The sequence below is a fragment of the Micromonospora sp. NPDC049089 genome (assembly GCF_040648775.1).
In the GTDB taxonomy this organism is placed as follows: Bacteria; Actinomycetota; Actinomycetes; order Mycobacteriales; family Micromonosporaceae; genus Micromonospora.
The window spans coordinates 1-17,299 of sequence record NZ_JBEZEH010000162.1 but is presented as its reverse complement, the minus strand read 5'-3'; the positions used below and the strand labels follow the sequence as shown (position 1 = coordinate 17,299).

Genomic DNA, 17,299 nt, shown 5'->3' with positions numbered 1-17,299 from the left:
GGCGGGCTCGGGTGAGCCCGCCCGCCCGCCGCGACGGTCAGCAGTTGCGGAGTTCGGGGGACTGGTTGAGTAGTTGGCCACGGGTCGACACGAATCGGCGGTAGCGCTCGCCGTCGACGGCCGATGGGCGGAACGCGGCGACGCGGTGGCAGTTCTGGAAGGCCAGGCGTACGCCGAAGTGTCGCTCCAGGCCACCGCGGATGGCGTCGCTGGCCAGCGCGCGGAGCAGTTGACCCCGGTCGGCGTCGGTGGGCGGCGGAACGACGTTGTCGGCCAGGTCGTCGTCGCCGGCCTCCAGTTCGGCGACCACCCGGCTGACGGTGGCCCAGGCGTACGGCAGCGAGTCTCGGACGCAGGCGATGAACGCCTCGTCGTCGATGGGGCCGCGTTCGGCGGCGTCCAGCAGTGCGGGCGGGACAGTGAGAGACATGGTTCTCCTCCGCTACAGCTAATGATTACCGTTTTCAACAACGGCCTCGACTGAGCAGACCACGTCTCTCGCAGGACGTCAACGATGGCCCGGCGCGCCACGCCGCGACCCACCCATGTCCTGGGACGAGCGGCGGCGTCAGGGTCGGCGGGGGTGGCCCTTGAGGTGCCGGCCCAGTTCGCGGGCGATCTCCCGGTTGGCGTCGCGCTCGGCCAACGTCTGCCGCTTGTCGTAGGAGCGCTTGCCCTTGGCGAGGGCCAACTCGACCTTGGCGAAGCCGTTCTCGAAGTACATCGACAGCGGAACGAGGGTCACCCCGCCCTCGCGGACCTTGTCCAGGATCCGGTCGATCTCGGCGCGGTGCAGCAGCAGCTTGCGGTTGCGGCGCGGGGCGTGGTTGGTCCACGTGCCGTAGGCGTACTCGGCGATGTGCAGGCCGTACAGCACGATCTCGCCGTCGCGCTCGTGCGCGAACGCGTCCACCAGCGAGGCCCGCCCCTCGCGCAGCGACTTCACCTCCGTGCCGACCAGCACGATGCCCGCCTCGTACGTGCGCAGCACGGTGTACTCGTGCCGGGCCTTCTTGTTGGAGGCGATCAACCGGCGGGTGGGTGGTTTGGACGGGGTCACCAGGCGACGATATCCGGCCGTCGGAGCAGTCGTACCGGCCGGCTCAGTCGTGTGCCGGGCGCGCGGGGCGTAGTCGCGCGGTGAGGTCCCTCACCGCGTCCCCGAACGCCTCCTGCGACTCGCACGGCCAGTGTCCGAGGATCGGCGGGGGAACGCTGTCGCTGGGCGCCGGCACCACGTCCTGCGGGTCGGTCAACCGCCGGTCCACCGTCGCCGGCGGACCGGTCAGCGTCTCGGCCTCCCCGGGACGGTGGGAGGCGAAGATCCAACCGCCGATCGGGTCGGTGTCGCGCCACAGGTTGATCCAGCGCCAGCCGACCCGTTCGCCGATCTCCCGCAGCGCCGGGTCGTCGGTGTACGCCGGGAAGAGCCGGGAGTAGAGCCGGCCCAGCGGTGAGCCGTAGGTCAGCAGGGCGACCCGGTCGGTGATCCGGGTGGGAAGTTGCAGAACCGCGGCGGCGAGCAGTACCGAGCCGTGGCTGTGCCCGGCCAGCAGCACGCCCTGCCCCTGTTCCACCAGGTAGGTGATCCGCTTGGCCAACTCCGGCACGGCCCGCTCGGCGTAGCAGGGCGGCGCGAACGGGTGCGCCGCCCGGGGCCAGAAGGTGCCCAGATCCCAGAGCACCCCCACGTACCGACGGAACTGTGGTGTCCGGTACGCGAAGATGCCGCCCACCACCAGGCCGAGCAGGATCGCGGCGATCACGTAGCTACCCGACCCGATCAGGAAGTTGACCATGCCCTCCGGCACTCCGACGTAGCGCTGCGCCACGTCCCCGGGTAGGAGTTGGAGCAGGCCGAGCACGCTGGTGGCCAGGCCGAGCGCCGCCAGGCCGGCGTACACCACGGAGAGCGGCTCCAGTCGTTCGGTGAAGCGGGCGCGGGCCACCGCCTGCTCGACCCGCCGCAGCCGGGCCGCCGCGTGCGGCGGCGCGTCCGGGAAGTCGGCGGCCACGATCGCCCGCGCGGCCCGCCGCCGCCCGCGCCGGGTCATCCTGGTGACCAGGCCGGCCACCAGCAATGCGGTCACCACGGCCAGGAAAAACCCGAAGATCGCCCATTTGTACGCCAGCGGAGGGCTGGTCTCCAGGCCGTCCGCGGTCGTCCCGTTGCGGTCGAGCAGGTCCGCCACCCGGTAGACAAGCTCGGCCGAGAACGCCACGGCGAGCCCGGCCGAGATCGTCATGAAGACCGGCGCTCCCAACGCGCGGATGGGTGACCTGCGCTGCCCGCCACCCCGCCGCCAGATCACCAGCACGGCGAGCGCGACCACCAGCACGGTCTGGCTGACGAACAGCCAGGCCACGATCGCGCTGTAGCCGGGCAGTACGCCGCCCTGCGGCCACGGTGCCGGGCTGATGACGATGTGCACGATCACCAGCATCGTCACGCCGCAGGCGATGGTGCGCAGCCCGCGGAAGACCCCGTCCACCCGGGGCGACGGGTCGGTGCGGTCGATGCTCCGCACCACCGTGACCAGGACCAGGCAGCTCAGCAGTACCACCGCGGTGGCGGTCAGCAGGATCACCATCACCCACGAGCGGTGCTGGCTGGCTCGCGCGGTCAGCAGGCTGCCGCTGAGCGTGGCGAACGCCGCCGCGACGTGGACCGAGCGCAACCGACCCACGAGCGGCTCGCCGTCCCACTGGCCGACGGCGCTCAACTGGTGTTTCGACATCGTCGTCGACGGCGTCCGGAACGCGTCGAAGGAATGGCCCAGGCGGGTGCCCAACCACCAGACGAGCCCGATGGCGGCGACCGGCACGAGCGCCACGACACCCAGGCGCAGCCCGGTCGGGCGCCCGCCGAGCCAGGACAGCCAGGTCCGACCGGCCAGGCACGACGGGGTGCCCATGCAGCGCCACGCGATCAGGTCCAACGCCACCCCGACGATGGAGAGCACGTAGAGCATGGTGAGGGTGAGGGCGAGCACCCGGCACAGCGCCATGAAGCCGCGCGTCGAGACGGTGTTCGCCGGCCGCATCCACAGGGCCACGTTGCAGAGCATGAACGGCAGCAGGAAGACCAGCGACAGGGTCCGCACGGCTGTGCCGGACGGCAGGTCACTCCAGCGGTACGCCTCCAGCGTCACCCCGTCCGTACCGGTCGAGTCCGGGTATCCGGGGCGCGGTCGGTAGAAACCTCCGCTGCGGTCGCCGGCCACCTGGTACACGTACGGCCGGTCCAACACCTGGTCCGCGCCCGCGCCGGAGACACCGTGCACCCGCAGCTCCACGATCCCGCCCGACGTCGGCGGTCCGTCCGGTGTCGCGTCGGCCATGGGCCCCCCGAGGTGTGCGCGGCAACCGGGCGGGTCGTCGATGTCCGGACACCCGCGCGGCGTTCCGGCTTACCCGTCTGCGGGGCGGTCAACCGTGCGCCGGGCGCCCGCGATGGTGCGGTCGACCGTCGGCAGGTGGTTTCATGGCGCCATGGCGAACCCGGTGATCCTGACCGTCGACGACGACCCCGTGGTGTCCCGGGCGGTCGCCCGCGACATCCGGCGCCGCTACGGCGACCGCTATCGGGTGTTGCGAGCCTCCTCCGGCCCGGAGGCGCTGGACGCGCTGCGCGAGGTCAAACTGCGCGGCGAACAGGTGGCGCTGCTGCTGGCCGACCACCGGATGCCGGAGATGACCGGCGTCGAATTCCTCGAAGCGGCGATGGACATCTTCCCGGCCGCCCGTCGGGTGCTGCTCACCGCGTACGCGGACACGGACGCCGCGATCGAGGCCATCAACGTGGTCGACCTGGACCACTACCTGCTCAAACCCTGGCACCCGCCGGAGGAGAAGCTGTACCCGGTCGTCGACGGGCTGCTGGAGGCGTGGGCGGTCACCCCGGACGCGGCCAGCGCGGAGATCCGGGTCGTCGGGCACCGCTGGTCGGCGCCGTCGTTCAAGGTCCGCGACTTCCTGGCCCGCAACCTGGTGCCGTACCGGTGGCTGTTGTCCGACGATCCGGAGGGCGTGCGGTTGCTCGACGCGGCCGGGGCCACCGAGGCGGACGTGCCGCTGGTGGTGACGCCGGAGGGCAAGGCGTTGGTCGCCCCGAGCGAGGCCGAGTTGGCCGCGCTCGCCGGGTTGACCGTGGTGCCGGCGTGTGACTTCTACGACCTGGTGGTGATCGGCGGCGGCCCCGCTGGTCTCGGTTCGGCGGTGTACGGAGCGTCGGAGGGGCTGCGCACCGTGCTCGTGGAGCGACGGGCGACCGGCGGTCAGGCCGGGCAGAGTAGCCGCATCGAGAACTACCTGGGCTTCCCGGACGGTGTCTCCGGCGCACAGTTGACCGATCGGGCCCGACGCCAGGCGGTCAAGTTCGGCGCCGAGCTGCTCAGCGCCCGGGAGGTGGTCGGTCTCAGCGAGGCCGGCGGTGCCCGACTGCTGCGCTTCGGCGACGGCACCGAGATCGCCGCGCACACCGTGGTGCTGGCCACCGGCGTGTCGTACCGGGTGCTCGACGCCCCCGGGCTGGCCGACTTCACCGGGCGGGGGGTGTTCTACGGCGCCGCCGCCACCGAGGCGCCGAGCTGCGTCGAGCAGGACGTCTACATCGTCGGCGGGGCCAATTCCGCCGGCCAGGCGGCGGTCCACTTCTCCCGGTACGCGTCGAGGGTGCACCTGCTCATCCGTGGTGCGGACCTGACCGCCTCGATGTCGCGTTACCTGATCGACCAGCTGGAACGGATCGACCGGATCACCGTGCACCCGTACACCGCTGTGGTCGGCGGGGCGGGGGAGGACCACCTGGAGCGGCTCACCCTGTGCGACACCCGCACCGGGGAGGCCCGCTCGGTCGACACCTCCTGGCTGTTCATCTTCATCGGCGCGGAGCCCCGCACCGACTGGCTGGACGGGGTGCTGGTCCGCGACGGCCGTGGTTTCATCCTGACCGGTCCGGATCTGCTCGCCGGGGGGCGGCGGCCGGCCGGTTGGTCGTTGTCGCGCGATCCGTACCACCTGGAGACCAGCGTGCCGGGTGTGTTCGCCGCCGGGGACGTGCGGGCCGAGTCGGTCAAGCGGGTCGCCTCGGCCGTCGGCGAGGGCGCGATGGCGGTGTCGTTGGTGCACCGCTACCTGGAGGCCCAGTGAGCGCGAGGAGTGAGCCGGGTTTGCGAGCCCCGCAGTCGCGAACGAATGGTGGCCTGGTGAGCGCGAAAAGCCGGGTTTGCGAGCGAAGGAGTCCCTGTGACCATCGAGTCTGACCGGCTGACACCGGCGCAGTTGCGCACCCTGTTCCTGTTCGAGGCGCTCGACGAGGGGCGACTCGAGTGGCTGGCCGAACGCGGCCGTGTCGAGCAGCGTGCCGGCGGCACTCTCGTGTACGCCGAGGGGGAGCCAGGCACCTGCTTCTTCGTGCTGGTGCGCGGCGCGGTGGCGCTGAGCCGCCAGGTGCGCGGCGACGACGTCGAGGTCAGCCGCACCGACCAGCGCGGCGTGTACGGCGGGGCGGTCCAGGCTTACCTGGGTGACCAGGTCGACCAGATCTACCGCAACACCATGCGGGCGGTGGTCGACTCGGACTTCTTCGTGCTGCCGGCGGAGGACTTCGCGTACGCCCTGCGGTCCTGGTTCCCGATGCCCATGCACCTGTTGGAAGGGCTGTTCCTCGGCCTGCGGGACAGCCAGGCCATCGTCGGCGAACGGGAGCGGCTGTTGGCCCTCGGTTCGCTGTCGGCGGGGCTGACCCACGAGCTGAACAACCCGGCCGCGGCGGCGGTGCGGGCCACCTCTGTGCTGCGGGACCGGGTCGCCGGGATGCGGCACAAGCTCGCGATGGTCGCCGACGGCCGGCTCGACGGGAGCGCCCTGCACGGCCTCGTCGGGTTGCAGGAGGAGGCGGTCGCCCGGGTGGCCACCGCGCCGAAGTTGACCCCGATGGCCACCGCCGACGCTGAGGACACTCTCACCGACTGGCTGGAGGACCATGGCGTCGGCGGGGCCTGGGACCTGGCGCCGATCCTGGTCGGCGGTGGGCTCGACGCTGCCTGGTTGGCGCAGGTGAAGGCAGCGGTCGGTGCCGCGGACCTGGAGGCGGCGGTGCGCTGGCTCACCTACACCGTCGACACCGAGCTGCTGATGCGCGAGATCGGCGACGCTGTCACCCGGATCTCCGGGCTCGTGGACGCCGCCAAGCAGTATTCGCAGCTGGACCGCGCGCCGCACCGGGTGGTGGACGTGCACGACCTGCTCGACGCGACGCTGGTGATGTTCAAGGGCAAGATCCCCGCCGAGGTCAAACTGGTCCGCGAGTACGACCGGAACCTCCCGCCGGTCCCGGCGTACGCGGCCGAGCTGAATCAGGTGTGGACCAACCTGATCGACAACGCGTTGGGCGCGGTGGGGGAGAAGGGTGTGCTGACCGTCCGCACCGGACGGATCGGTGACCAGTTGGCGGTGGAGATCAACGACACCGGGCCGGGCATCCCGCCAGAGGTGCGTCCGCGCATCTTCGAGCCGTTCTTCACCACCAAGCCGGTCGGCGCGGGCACCGGTCTGGGGCTGGACATCTCGTACCGGATCGTGGTGCACAAACACCACGGCGACATCCGGGTGGAGACCGAGCCGGGCCGCACCACCTTCCGGGTCCTGCTGCCGATCACGGACGAGCCCCACGACGCGCCGACTACCTAGAGACAGCGGGCGGTCGCGGGCAGTAGTCTCGGGCGGCGTTTGTGATCCCCGCCCGGAGGAGGGTCCGTGGAGTCGATGGCCCGCCAGCGCACCGCTGCTGAGGACGACGACCAGCCGATCGACCCGCCCGGCGACAGCTCAGTGCTGCCGGAGCTGGAGGATCGGGACTGGCTGCACCACGCGCAGGAGTTCGCGCACACCAGCTTCTGGGCGGTGGCCCGGCGGCTGCCCCGACTGGTCCGGGAAGCGGTCGGCCTGGCCTGGTCCACAAACCGGCGCGACACCGTCGCCTCCATCGGCCTGAACATCGCCGCTGGGGTGATGACCACGTTCGGCCTGCTCGCCACGACGAGCGTGCTGCGCGAGTTGTTCGCCGCCGGCCCCACCCCGGACCGGGTCCGCTCGGCCCTGCCGGCGCTGATCGTGGCCGCGGCGGCGGTGTCGGCGCGCGGCGGCCTGACCATCGCGGCCGGGTGGGCCCAGGCCCGGCTGACCCCTCAGATCAACTACCAGGTGGAGTTACGCCTGTTCGAGGCCACCACGGCGGTGGACCTGGCCGCGTTCGACGACGCCGGCTTCGCCGAGGAGATGGACCGCGCCCGCGACCGGGGGATGGGCGAGGCGGCGTGGATCGTCGACCACACCGTCAACCTCGTCACCGGCGTGGTCGGCATGCTCGCCACCGCCGTGGCGGTGACCGTCATCCAACCGCTGCTGCTGCCCTGCCTGCTGCTCGCCGCGGTGCCCCAGGCGATCACGGCGGTGCGGATGGCCCGCCGGGAGTACCTGGCGATGCTGGCCCGGATCACCCGGCGCCGCCGGATGTGGATGCTCGCCCACCTGATGGCCAACCGGCACACCGCCGCCGAGGTGCGCGCCTACCAGATGCGCGACTTCCTGCTCGCCGAGTACCGCGGCGTGATGGCCGTCGAGACCCGTGCCCAGCTGCGGCTGGTCCGCTCGCAGACCGGCACCCGGGTCGTCGGTGCCACGGTGGCGGGCCTGGCCACCTTCGGCGTGTACGCGGTCCTCGGTGGTCTGCTGCTCAGTGGGATGGTCGCCCTCGCCGCCGCGGCCACCGCCCTGCTCGCGTTGCAGTCCGCGCGGACCAGCCTGGGCGTGGCGGTCGTCGCCACCAACTCACTGTACGAGGACGCCCTCTACTACCAGGACTACCAGGACTTCCTGGCCCGCGCCCGGGCCCGGGTGCCGGTCGGAGGCAGTCGGGTGGCCGACGGCGTCGACGTGATCGAGCTGGACGAGGTGAGCCTGCGCTACCCGGACACCGACTCCTCGGCGGTGGACCGGGTCAGCCTCACCGTCCGCCGAGGCGAGGTGATCGCGCTGGTCGGTGAGAACGGCTCGGGCAAGACCACCCTGGCCAAACTGATCGCGGGCCTCTACCAGCCGACCGGCGGGGTGATCCGCTGGGACGGCGTCGACGCCGCCGAGTTGGACCCGCGTGCCCTGGGCGCTCAGGTGGCCGTGATGACCCAGGAGTGGTGGAAGTTCCCGTTCACCGCCGGGCAGAACATCCGCGTCGGCCGGCACGATCGCCCGCCGGACCGGTCCGGCCCGAGTGTGCAGGAGGCAGCCCGAGCGGCCGCCGCGCACGACATGATCGTTGGCCTGCCGCACGGCTACGACACGTTGCTCGACCGGGAGTTCAAGGACGGCCACGAGTTGTCCGGCGGGCAGTGGCAGCGACTCGTCGCGGCGCGCGGCCTCTACCGGGACGCCGCCCTGCTGATCTGCGACGAACCCTCGGCCGCCCTGGACGCGCGTGCCGAACATGCCCTGTTCCAGCACCTGCGCCGTCGCCCTGACCGGGCGGTCGTGCTGATCACCCACCGGCTGGCGAACGTCCGGCACGCCGACCGGATCTTCGTGCTGGAACGGGGTCGACTCGTCCAGCACGGCAGTCACGACGAGCTCATGACCGCCGGTGGCCTCTACCGCGAGCTGTTCAACCTGCAGGCCAGCGGTTACCTGACCGGGGTCGACGGACGCCGCCCCGCCGACACCCGCTGACCAGACTGCGCGGAGCCTGTTTCGTGCGGATCGGCCCGGCAGTCGACGCATCAGAGCACGCGGGCGACCCCGCAGTAGCCATCCACGACGGCCGCGGGCCTGCTGTCAGTCCGCCAGTGCCCCAGCGGCACGACACCCGGCTCGACGAGGTCGAGGCCGTCGAAGAACGCCCTGAAGTCCGCGACCGCACGCAGGTGGTACGGCAGAGCACCGCTTTCGTTGTACTGCCGATGCGACTCGATGACCCGCTCGCTGGTAGCCGTACCGTCGGACATCGCCAGAAAGCTGCCCGATGGTAGGGACGAGACCAGAGCGTTGACGATGGCCTGCGCCTCGGCCGGCTTCTCGACGTGGCCCATGACGCCCAGCATCATCAGTGCGATCGGCTCATTGAAGTCGAGTGTGTCGCGAGCGTCCTGGACGATCTTCTCCGGGTCGCGCAGATCGGCGTCGACATACTGCGTGGCACCCTCCTGGCTGCTGGTCAGCAACACTCGGGCGTGCGCGAGAACCATCGGGTCGTTGTCGACGTAGACAACGCGCGCCCGCGGCGTGATCCGTTGGGCGACCTCGTGGGTGTTGTCGGCAGTGGGCAGGCCCGTACCGACGTCGAGGAACTGGCCTACCCCCGCCTCTGCGGCGAGGTAGGTCACCGCTCGTCTGAGAAACGCGCGCGAATACCGTGCCGCCTTCTCCCTCACCAGCCGTACCGGCGTCGGGGCCGTAGCCTAGCGGCGCGGCGGCGCCCGCATGGTCCTGCGGATCGACGAAGCCCTTGTCCCGTACCGAGCGCGGGGTCAGGAGGTGGGTGTCAGGAACTCAGCCAGGATCCGCGTGTGGGTGGAGAACGCCAGCTCGACCGGGTCGGTGAGCACCAGCCACTCGGTCGCCTCCTCGGTCGGCGCCGACGGTGGCAGGTCCTCGGCCGCCCGCTCGGGCAGCACTCCGAAGACCATCATCGTGCCTCCCGTCGGTGAGCCGTGCACCGCGAACAGGCGGGCGTCCCCGGCCGCCGCGATCAGGCCGGTCTCCTCCCGAAGCTCCCGCACGAGCGCGTCGGACCACTCCTCGCCGTACTCGATGAAGCCACCGGGCAGCGCGAGCAGGCCGCGGGCGGGTTCGATGTCCCGGCGGACCACCACCACTCCCAGGCCCTCGGCGGTGCGGACCGGTAGCACCGCGACCGCCACCGGCAGTGGGTTGCGCCAGACGGTCTCGCCGCAGACCGCGCAGAGTCGCGGCCATCCGACGGCCGGCGGGTAGGCGGCGCCGCAGGAGGAGCAGTGCGAGTACGGCGTGCCGGTCATGCCGCAGCACGTTACTCCGATCCCTGCTCAGGCTGCCGCGCCGCCGCCTCGCCAAGCGGTCAGGCTGCCGGGTCGCCCGTGTAGAAGGCGGTGGTGCGTTCGGCGGCGGCCTTCGCCTCGTCGGCGTCGGTGCCGGCGGCGATGCTCGCTTCGCACCACAGTTGACTGCTCAGCTCCATGGCCCGTCGTCCCTCGGCGGAGGCGGTCCACTCGGCGCCCTGTTCCGGCGTGATCCCGCTGCCGTCGGCGGCCAGGTGCGAGGCGAGCCCGAGCAGCCCGAGGTCCCACCCGACACCGACCGCGCCCGGCCCGAACTGGGCCCACCGGTCCTGGTCGACGTGCGCGATGTGGTCCAGGTCGAGGCGGGCCCGCTCGTCGCCGACCGCTGTGACCCGCACCTCGATCCAGCTCACCTCGCCGCCCATCTCCCAGGTGGCGGTGAAGCGGTGCGGCGGCTCGCAGCTCTCGACGGTGCCGTGGGCGTTGCCCTGGAGCTGGTACGTGCCGCCGAGCCGCAGGTCGCCGGAGATCGGCAGGAACCAGCGCGGGATGCGCTCGGCGCTGGTGCAGGCGTCCCACAGATCCTCGGCCGTCGCATGGTAGGTCTGGCTGATCGTGGTGACCCGCGCCTCACCGGCTTCCAGGGTGCGGCTGCCGACCTTGCGTTGGACGGCGTTGATCTGCTCGGTGGCGTCGAACATCAGGTGTTCCTCTCGTCGGGTGGGTCGGCGGGGCCGCGTAGCCGACGCTCGCGTCGGCCCCGGGCCAGCTCGGTGGCGAGTGCCGCCAGGGGTGGGGTCCAGAACCGGCGGAAGTGCTCCAGCCAGCCGTCGACCTCGCGCAGTGGGCGTGGGTCGACCGCGTAGAGCCGCCGGGTGCCCTCCGGCCGCACGGTGGCGAAGCCGTTGTCGCGTAACACCTTGAGGTGCTGGGACACGGCGGGCTGGGAGATGCCGAACTCCTCGCGGATGACAGTGCTGACCGCGCCGGCGGTCTGCTCGCCGGCGGCGAGCAGTTCCAGGATGCGGCGCCGGACCGGATCGCCCAGCACGTCGAAGGCGTGCACGACGACAGTTGTATCACTGACGGCTTATTTAAGCCAAGTCTGATACTCCGATGAGCTTGTCCAGCCGGATCGGCAGCTCCCGGATCCGTACGCCGGTGGCATGATGTACCGCGTTGGCGACCGCCGCCGCGGCGCCGACGATGCCGATCTCGCCGATGCCCTTCACCCCGGCCGGGTTCAGCTCGTCGTCCCGCTCGTCCAGCCAGTACGCCTCGATCGACTCGACGTCGGCGCAGCCGGTGATGTGGTAGGTGGCCAGGTCGTGGTTGACCCAGTCGCCGTAGCGCTCGTCGAGCAGGCCCTCCTCGTGCAGCGCCATCGACAGCCCCATCGTCATGCCGCCGATGAGCTGACTGCGGGCCGTCGTCGGGTTCACCACCCGCCCCGCCGCGAACACCCCGAGCATCCGGTTCAGCCGTACCTCGCCGGTGTCCGCGTCGACCCGCACCTCGACGAACTGCGCCCCGTAGGCGTACCGGGGGAGCGCGGGCTGCTCACCCACCTCCTCGGTGGTGTCCGCCTCGGCGGTCACCTCGTCGGTCGGCGGCCCGCCGTCGCGCAGCTTCTCGCGCAGCGCCTGGGCCGCGCGTATCACCGCCCAGCTCCAGCTGGCGGTCCCCATCGAGCCGCCGGCCAGCGGTGCCGTCGGCAGCGCGGTGTCCCCGATGCGGATCTCCACCCGTTCCGGCGGCACTGCGAGGGCGTCGGCGGCCACCTGCCAGATCGCAGTCCGGGCGCCGGTGCCGATGTCGGTGGCGTTGATCTGGACCAGGAAGCTCCCGTCGGACCGGGCGGTGGCCGTCGCCGAGGAAGGCCGGGCCCGGGCCGGGTAGCTCGATCCGGCCACCCCCGTCCCGATCAGCCACCGTCCCTCCCGCCGGGACCGGGGCGACGGATCACGACCGGCCCAGCCGAACCGCTCCGCGCCCTCACGCAGGCAGGCCACCAGGTTGCGACTGGTGAACGGGCGTCCCTGGTCGGGGTCGACAGCGGTGTCGTTGCGGATACGCAGCTCCACCGGGTCGATGCCGACGGCGATGGCCAGCTCGTCCACCGCGGACTCCAGGGCGTACGCGCCGGGGCACTCGCCCGGGGCGCGCATCCAGAACGGAGTGGGCACGTCGAGGCGGGCCAGCCGATGCGTGGTGCGGCGGTGCGGTGCGGCGTACATGCTGCGGGTGTAGACGGCGGTCTGCTCGGCGAACTCCCTGATGGTGGAGGTCTGGCTGATCGCGTCGTGGCAGATGGCGGTGAGCCGGCCGTCGGTGTCGGCGGCGAGGCGGACCCGCTGGATGGTGGGGGTGCGGTATCCGAGCGGCCCGAACAGTTGCTGTCGGGTCAACGCCAGCTTGACCGGGCGGTCCACGTGCCGGGCGGCGAGGGCGGCCAGCACCACCGACGCCTTGGCGTACCCCTTGCTGCCGAAGCCGCCGCCGACGTGCTCGGCGACGACGCGGATCGACTCCGGCGGCAGCTCGAACAGCTCGGCGAGGGTGGCGCGTACCGGCGTCGCGCCCTGGGTGGAGTCGTGCACCAGGAGCCGCCCGTCGTGCCACTGCGCGATGGTGGCGTGCGGTTCCATCGGGTTGTTGTGGTACGCCGGCGTGCGGTAGGTGACGTCCACCCGCACCGGGGCGGCCGCGTACCCGGCGTCGAAGTCGCCCTCGGCGGTGTCCGTCGGATAGCTGGGGTTCACCTGGTCAGGCTTGTACAGGCCGGGATGGTCGTCGGTGAGCACTGTGCTGTGCGGGCCGGTGTCGTAGTCGATGCGGACCAGTCGGGCGCCCTCGCGGGCCGCCTCCAGGCTGGTGGCTACCACCACGGCGACGTACTGCCCCCGGTAGTGCACAGTCGGCTCCTGCAACAGCCGCAGCTCCGGCTGTGGGCCGGGCGCCATCCGGGGCGCGTTGCCGTGGTGCACCACGGCCAGCACGCCGGGCGAGGCCAACGCCTGCGTCGTGTCGATCCGGGTGATCCGGCCCCGCACCACTGTCGACGGCACCGCCCAGCCGTAGGTGACCCCGTCCACCGGGTACTCGACCGCGTAGCGGGCCGCGCCGGTGACCTTCGCCGGGCCCTCCAGCCGGGGGTACGCCCGGCCGACCGCCCCGGTGCTCACGACGACGCCAGTTCGGTGAGCGCCCGCACGGTGATGGCCCGGGTCAGCGGCAGCTTGAAGCCGTTGTGCCGTAGCGGGCGCGCCTCGGCCAGCTCCGCGTCGGCGGCCCGTGCCGCCAATTCGGGGCTGAACGGACGTCCGCGCAGCTGCTCTTCGGCCCGGTACGCCCGCCACGGCCGGTGCGCCACCGCCCCGTACGCCAGCCGCACGTCGCGGACCACGTCACCGTCGAGGTCCAGCACCGCGGCCACCGAGCCGGCGGCGAAGGCGAACGAGGCCCGGTCGCGCACCTTGAGGTACGTCGAGCGGCGCGCGGCCGGTAGGGGCGGCAGTCGCACGGCGGTGATCAGCGCGCCCCGGGCCACTGTGGTCTCCCGTTCCGGGTGGCTGCCGGGGGAGCGGTAGAAGCCGGCGATCGGGATGTCACGGGGGCCGTCGGCCTCGTGCACCTCCACCACCGTGTCGAGGGCGGCCAACGCGACGGCCAGGTCGGACGGGTGGGTGGCCACGCACTGCTCCGACCAGTCCAGCACCGCCAGGTCGCGGTTCTGGCCGTGCAGAGCGGCGCAACCGCTGCCCGGCTCCCGTTTGTTGCACGCCTTGCCGGTGTCCTGGAAGTAGACGCAGCGGGTTCGCTGCAACAGGTTGCCGCCGGTGGTGGCCATGTTGCGCAGCTGTCCGGAGGCAGCGGCGAGCAGGGCGCGGGCCAGCACCGGGTAGTCGCGGCGTACCGCCGGGTGCGCCGCGAGGTCGCTGTTGCGGACCGTCGCGCCGATCCGCAGCCCACCGTCGGGCAGCTCCTCGACGGTGTCGAGGGGAAGCCGGGTCACGTCCACCAGCACGTCGGGGCGCTGCACCCCGAGCTTCATGAGGTCCACCAGGTTGGTTCCGCCGCCCAGGTAGGCGGCCTGCGGTTCGGCCGCCAGCACGGCGACCGCCTCGGCCACGTCGGCGGGCCGGTGGTAGCGGAACGCCTTCACGAGGACGCCGCCGTCTCGCGTACGGCCGCCACGATGTGCGGGTACGCGGCGCACCGGCACAGGTTGCCGGCCATCCGCTCGCGGATCTCCGCGTCGGTCAGCTCGGCGGGCGTGTTCAGGTCGCCGGTGACCGCGCTGGGCCAGCCCCGGGAGACCTCGTCGAGCATGCCCCGGGCGGAGCAGAGCTGCCCGGGAGTGCAGTAGCCGCACTGGAAGGCGTCGTGCGCGACGAAGGCGGCCTGCAACGGGGACAGCTCGTCCGGCCCGGCCAGCCCCTCGACGGTCACCACTGACCGGCCGTCCACGGTCACCGCGAAGACCAGGCAGCTCTTCACCCGCCGGCCGTCGAGCAGCACCGTGCAGGAGCCGCACTGGCCGTGGTCGCAGCCCTTCTTCGCCCCGGTCAGGTCGAGGTGCTCGCGCAGCGTGTCGAGCAGTGTGGTGCGGTTGTCCAGGGTCACCTCACGGGACACGCCGTTGACCTCGACCGTCACCCGGGACGAGTGGCGCTCGTCGATCGTGGTCGCGTTCTCCGGTCCGCCCTGCACCGGCCCAGACTAGCTTTGTCGGTATATCTCGGGGCGAATAACGCAAAGCCCTTCGTACGGGAGGTGACGACGGTGACCGCCGGACTGCTGCTCGCCGCCGGCGCCGGGCGGCGCTACGGCCGGCCGAAGGTGCTGGTCGAGCTGGACGGCGAGCCGCTGGTGCGGCGCGCGATCCGGCTGCTCGGCGATGGCGGCTGCGCACCCGTGCACGTGGTGCTCGGTGCGGGCGCCGACGAGGTGCCCGACCTGCCCGGCGCGGTGCCGGTCCGGCACGACGGCTGGCCCGAAGGGCTGGGATCGTCGCTGCGCCGGGGCCTGGCCTCCCTGCCGGCCAACGTACCGGCTGCCGTCGTGGTCCTCGTCGACCAGCCGCTGCTCAGCCCGGTCGCGGTCCGCCGGGTGCGGGCCGCGTACGCCGGCGGTGCGCTCGTCGCGGTCGCCACCTACGCCGGTCGGCCGGGGCACCCGGTGCTCCTGGCTCGGGAGACCTGGCCGCTGCTGGACCGGTACGCCGTCGGCGACCGGGGCGCTCGCGGCCTGCTGCGCGACCGGCCGGACCTGGTGGTCGAGGTGCCCTGTGACGACGTCGGGTCCCCGGCCGACGTGGACACCCCGACCGACCTGCGCCGACTCCGCCCGCTCAGCGGCGGGTGAGCCAGCGGGGCAGACCCTCGCTGGTGATCGCGTGATAGGTGATCATGATGATGACGCCGATCAGGCCCAGCAGCGGGCTGACGAACCAGCCGAGCAGACCGCTGAGCCCGTACAGGATCAGGCCGGTGACCGGTCGCAGCCGCTGCGTCCGCACGTACTCGGGGCTGACCCGACGCTGGAGCAGCGCCGGGTGGCGGTGCAGGTAGCCGAAGAACACCAGCCAGGGGGCTGACATCAGGGCTGCGGCCAGCGCGTACAGGGCGACAGCCGCGCGCTGGTCGTCGGTGTCGCCATGGGTGAACGCGGACGCCAGCACCGCGGTGGGGAAGGGGATGATCACCGCGCCGAAGAGCACACCGAGGTTGATCCAGCTCAACGTGAGCGTGGTGCCGCGGATCAGCCGCAACAGCGCGTGGTGGTTGAGCCAGAGCACCCCGATGTAGACGAAGGACACCACGAAGGCCAGGTAGGAGGCGCCCTCGCCGAGCAGACCGGTGAGCAGCTCACCCTCGTGGTACTCGGGCACCCGCAACTCGATGACCAGCAGGGTGATGACGATGGCGAAGACCCCGTCGCTGAAGGCCGTCATCCGGTCGGTGCCGGTCACTCGCGCTCCTGCGTCGGGCTGCTCGGCCTCGTCGGGTGCTGCGGACATTGCCGCAGGCTAGCCACTCGGCAACGCGGCCGGTGGTGGTTTCCTCCGATCGGAACGGAAACGGCCGCCCGGGGTCGGGGCCCCGGACGGCCGCTCGCACCGCCCCCGTTCAGGCCACCGGCGTCGCGGTTCCGGTGGTGCGGGCGAGCCGCTGGTGGGCGCGGATCACCTCGGCGTAGCGCAGACCGCTGGCCTTCACCGTCCGGCGCTGGGTGGCGTAGTCGACGTGCACCAGCCCGAAGCGCTTGTCGTAGCCGTACGCCCACTCGAAGTTGTCCAGCAGTGACCAGACGAAGTAGCCGTCCAGGGGAACCCCTCGGGCCACCGCCGACGCGCACGCGGCCAGGTGCTGCTCCAGGTGGTCGGTGCGTTCCTTGTCCTCGACAGTGCCGTCCGGGGTGACCTCGTCCGGCCACGCCGAGCCGCTCTCGGTGACGATGATCCGGCCCGGCCGGTACTCCTCGTGCACGTCGACGAGCAGCCGCTCCAGGCCCGCCGGGTACATCTCCCAGCCCATCGCGGTCTCCACCGAGCCGGGCACCGGCACCTGCTTCGCGAACGGCGCCGGACCTGTCGGATCGTCGACCACCAGTTGGCGGAAATAGTAGTTCACCCCGAGGAAGTCCGTCTGCGTGGCGATCACCGCCAGATCGTCGCCGCGTACCGGCGGCTCGACCCCGTAGGTGGCGATCATGTCGGCGGGGTAGCCGCGCCCGTGGATCGGGTCCAGCCACCACCGGTTGACGTGCCCGTCGGCCCGGCGGGCCGCCGCGACGTCCTCTGGTCGGTCGGTCGCCGCCTCGATCGGGCTGAGGTTGACGACCAGGCCCACCGAGGCCGGCCGGGCGGCGTTGGCGCGGATCGCCTGGGTGGCCAGGCCGTGCCCGAGCAGCACGTGGTGCGAGGCGTGCACGGCGCGGGTGAGGTCGCGCTCGCCGGGGGCCATGTTGCCCTCCAGGTGCCCGATCCAGCACACGCAGAGTGGCTCGTTGACGGTGCACCAGTCGGCCACGCGGTCGCCGAGGCGGCCGGCGACCACCGCCGCGTAGTCGGCGAACGCCTCGGCGGTGGCCCGCTCCGGCCAACCGCCGGAGTCCTGCAGAACCTGCGGCAGATCCCAGTGGTAGAGCGTGACGAACGGTCGGATCCCGGCGATGCCGTACGAGGTGGAGTTCTCGCTGACCAGCACCAGCTCCCGTACGCCGGTCTTGGCCAGCCACTCCGCCTCGGCGAGCAGCTCGTCGGG

Annotated in this window: 15 protein-coding genes and 1 pseudogene; 4 read left to right on the top strand and 12 right to left on the bottom strand. The window is 72.0% G+C overall.

What is annotated here, in order from left to right:
* Nucleotides 1–37: 37 nt before the first annotated feature.
* From AB0B48_RS24305 to AB0B48_RS24295, 3 genes are all read right to left on the bottom strand, one after another.
* Nucleotides 38–430 (bottom strand): SCO5389 family protein, encoded by a 393-nt coding sequence (locus AB0B48_RS24305; protein WP_112673007.1) that lies wholly within the window; start codon nt 428–430, stop codon nt 38–40.
* A 138-nt stretch (nt 431–568) separates the two neighbouring features.
* Nucleotides 569–1,060: an SsrA-binding protein SmpB gene (gene smpB / locus AB0B48_RS24300; protein WP_355007334.1), complete on the bottom strand. Its 492-nt coding sequence runs from the start codon at nt 1,058–1,060 to the stop codon at nt 569–571.
* A 43-nt stretch (nt 1,061–1,103) separates the two neighbouring features.
* A complete protein-coding gene (locus tag AB0B48_RS24295) occupies nt 1,104–3,341 on the bottom strand; it encodes a hypothetical protein (RefSeq protein ID WP_357205245.1) in 2,238 nt (745 codons plus the stop codon).
* Nucleotides 3,342–3,492: 151 nt separating this feature from the next.
* Between AB0B48_RS24295 and AB0B48_RS24290 the strand changes: the two genes are divergently transcribed.
* The 3 genes from AB0B48_RS24290 to AB0B48_RS24280 all read left to right on the top strand — a co-directional run bounded on the left by AB0B48_RS24290 (nt 3,493) and on the right by AB0B48_RS24280 (nt 8,724).
* Nucleotides 3,493–5,151, top strand: a complete 1,659-nt coding sequence (locus tag AB0B48_RS24290) for an FAD-dependent oxidoreductase (protein WP_357205242.1) — start codon at nt 3,493–3,495, stop codon at nt 5,149–5,151.
* 96 nt (nt 5,152–5,247) lie between these two features.
* A complete protein-coding gene (locus AB0B48_RS24285; protein ID WP_357205239.1) occupies nt 5,248–6,693 on the top strand; it encodes an ATP-binding protein in 1,446 nt (481 codons plus the stop codon).
* 75 nt (nt 6,694–6,768) lie between these two features.
* On the top strand, nt 6,769–8,724 hold the full coding sequence (locus AB0B48_RS24280; RefSeq protein ID WP_357205253.1) for an ABC transporter ATP-binding protein: 1,956 nt from the start codon (nt 6,769–6,771) through the stop codon (nt 8,722–8,724).
* A gap of 50 nt (nt 8,725–8,774) precedes the next feature.
* Here AB0B48_RS24280 and AB0B48_RS24275 read toward each other — a convergent pair.
* From AB0B48_RS24275 to AB0B48_RS24245, 7 genes and pseudogenes are all read right to left on the bottom strand, one after another.
* Nucleotides 8,775–9,416 (bottom strand): annotated as a pseudogene (locus AB0B48_RS24275) (SAM-dependent methyltransferase); the annotation flags it as partial.
* 105 nt (nt 9,417–9,521) lie between these two features.
* Nucleotides 9,522–10,031, bottom strand: coding sequence for an NUDIX domain-containing protein (locus AB0B48_RS24270; protein ID WP_357205236.1), 510 nt, complete (start codon nt 10,029–10,031; stop codon nt 9,522–9,524).
* 59 nt (nt 10,032–10,090) lie between these two features.
* On the bottom strand, nt 10,091–10,732 hold the full coding sequence (locus tag AB0B48_RS24265) for an SRPBCC family protein (RefSeq protein ID WP_357205233.1): 642 nt from the start codon (nt 10,730–10,732) through the stop codon (nt 10,091–10,093).
* Nucleotides 10,732–11,097 carry a metalloregulator ArsR/SmtB family transcription factor gene (locus AB0B48_RS24260; protein WP_357205230.1) on the bottom strand — a complete coding sequence of 122 codons (366 nt, stop codon included), beginning with the start codon at nt 11,095–11,097 and terminating at the stop codon, nt 10,732–10,734. Before AB0B48_RS24260 ends, AB0B48_RS24265 begins: the two co-directional genes overlap by 1 nt.
* A 28-nt stretch (nt 11,098–11,125) precedes the next feature.
* A complete protein-coding gene (locus tag AB0B48_RS24255; RefSeq protein ID WP_357205227.1) occupies nt 11,126–13,216 on the bottom strand; it encodes a xanthine dehydrogenase family protein molybdopterin-binding subunit in 2,091 nt (696 codons plus the stop codon).
* Nucleotides 13,213–14,196, bottom strand: a complete 984-nt coding sequence (locus tag AB0B48_RS24250; protein ID WP_357205224.1) for a xanthine dehydrogenase family protein subunit M — start codon at nt 14,194–14,196, stop codon at nt 13,213–13,215. Before AB0B48_RS24250 ends, AB0B48_RS24255 begins: the two co-directional genes overlap by 4 nt.
* A complete protein-coding gene (locus AB0B48_RS24245) occupies nt 14,193–14,690 on the bottom strand; it encodes a 2Fe-2S iron-sulfur cluster-binding protein (protein WP_357205250.1) in 498 nt (165 codons plus the stop codon). Before AB0B48_RS24245 ends, AB0B48_RS24250 begins: the two co-directional genes overlap by 4 nt.
* A 126-nt stretch (nt 14,691–14,816) precedes the next feature.
* Between AB0B48_RS24245 and AB0B48_RS24240 the strand changes: the two genes are divergently transcribed.
* A complete protein-coding gene (locus AB0B48_RS24240; protein ID WP_357205221.1) occupies nt 14,817–15,398 on the top strand; it encodes a nucleotidyltransferase family protein in 582 nt (193 codons plus the stop codon).
* On the opposite strand, the gene AB0B48_RS24235 is transcribed toward AB0B48_RS24240, so the two are convergent.
* Nucleotides 15,385–16,053 (bottom strand): TMEM175 family protein, encoded by a 669-nt coding sequence (locus AB0B48_RS24235; protein ID WP_357205218.1) that lies wholly within the window; start codon nt 16,051–16,053, stop codon nt 15,385–15,387. The genes AB0B48_RS24240 and AB0B48_RS24235 overlap by 14 nt on opposite strands.
* A gap of 109 nt (nt 16,054–16,162) precedes the next feature.
* A partial coding sequence (locus tag AB0B48_RS24230; protein ID WP_357205215.1) for a family 1 glycosylhydrolase occupies nt 16,163–17,299 on the bottom strand: 1,137 nt, incomplete at its 5' end.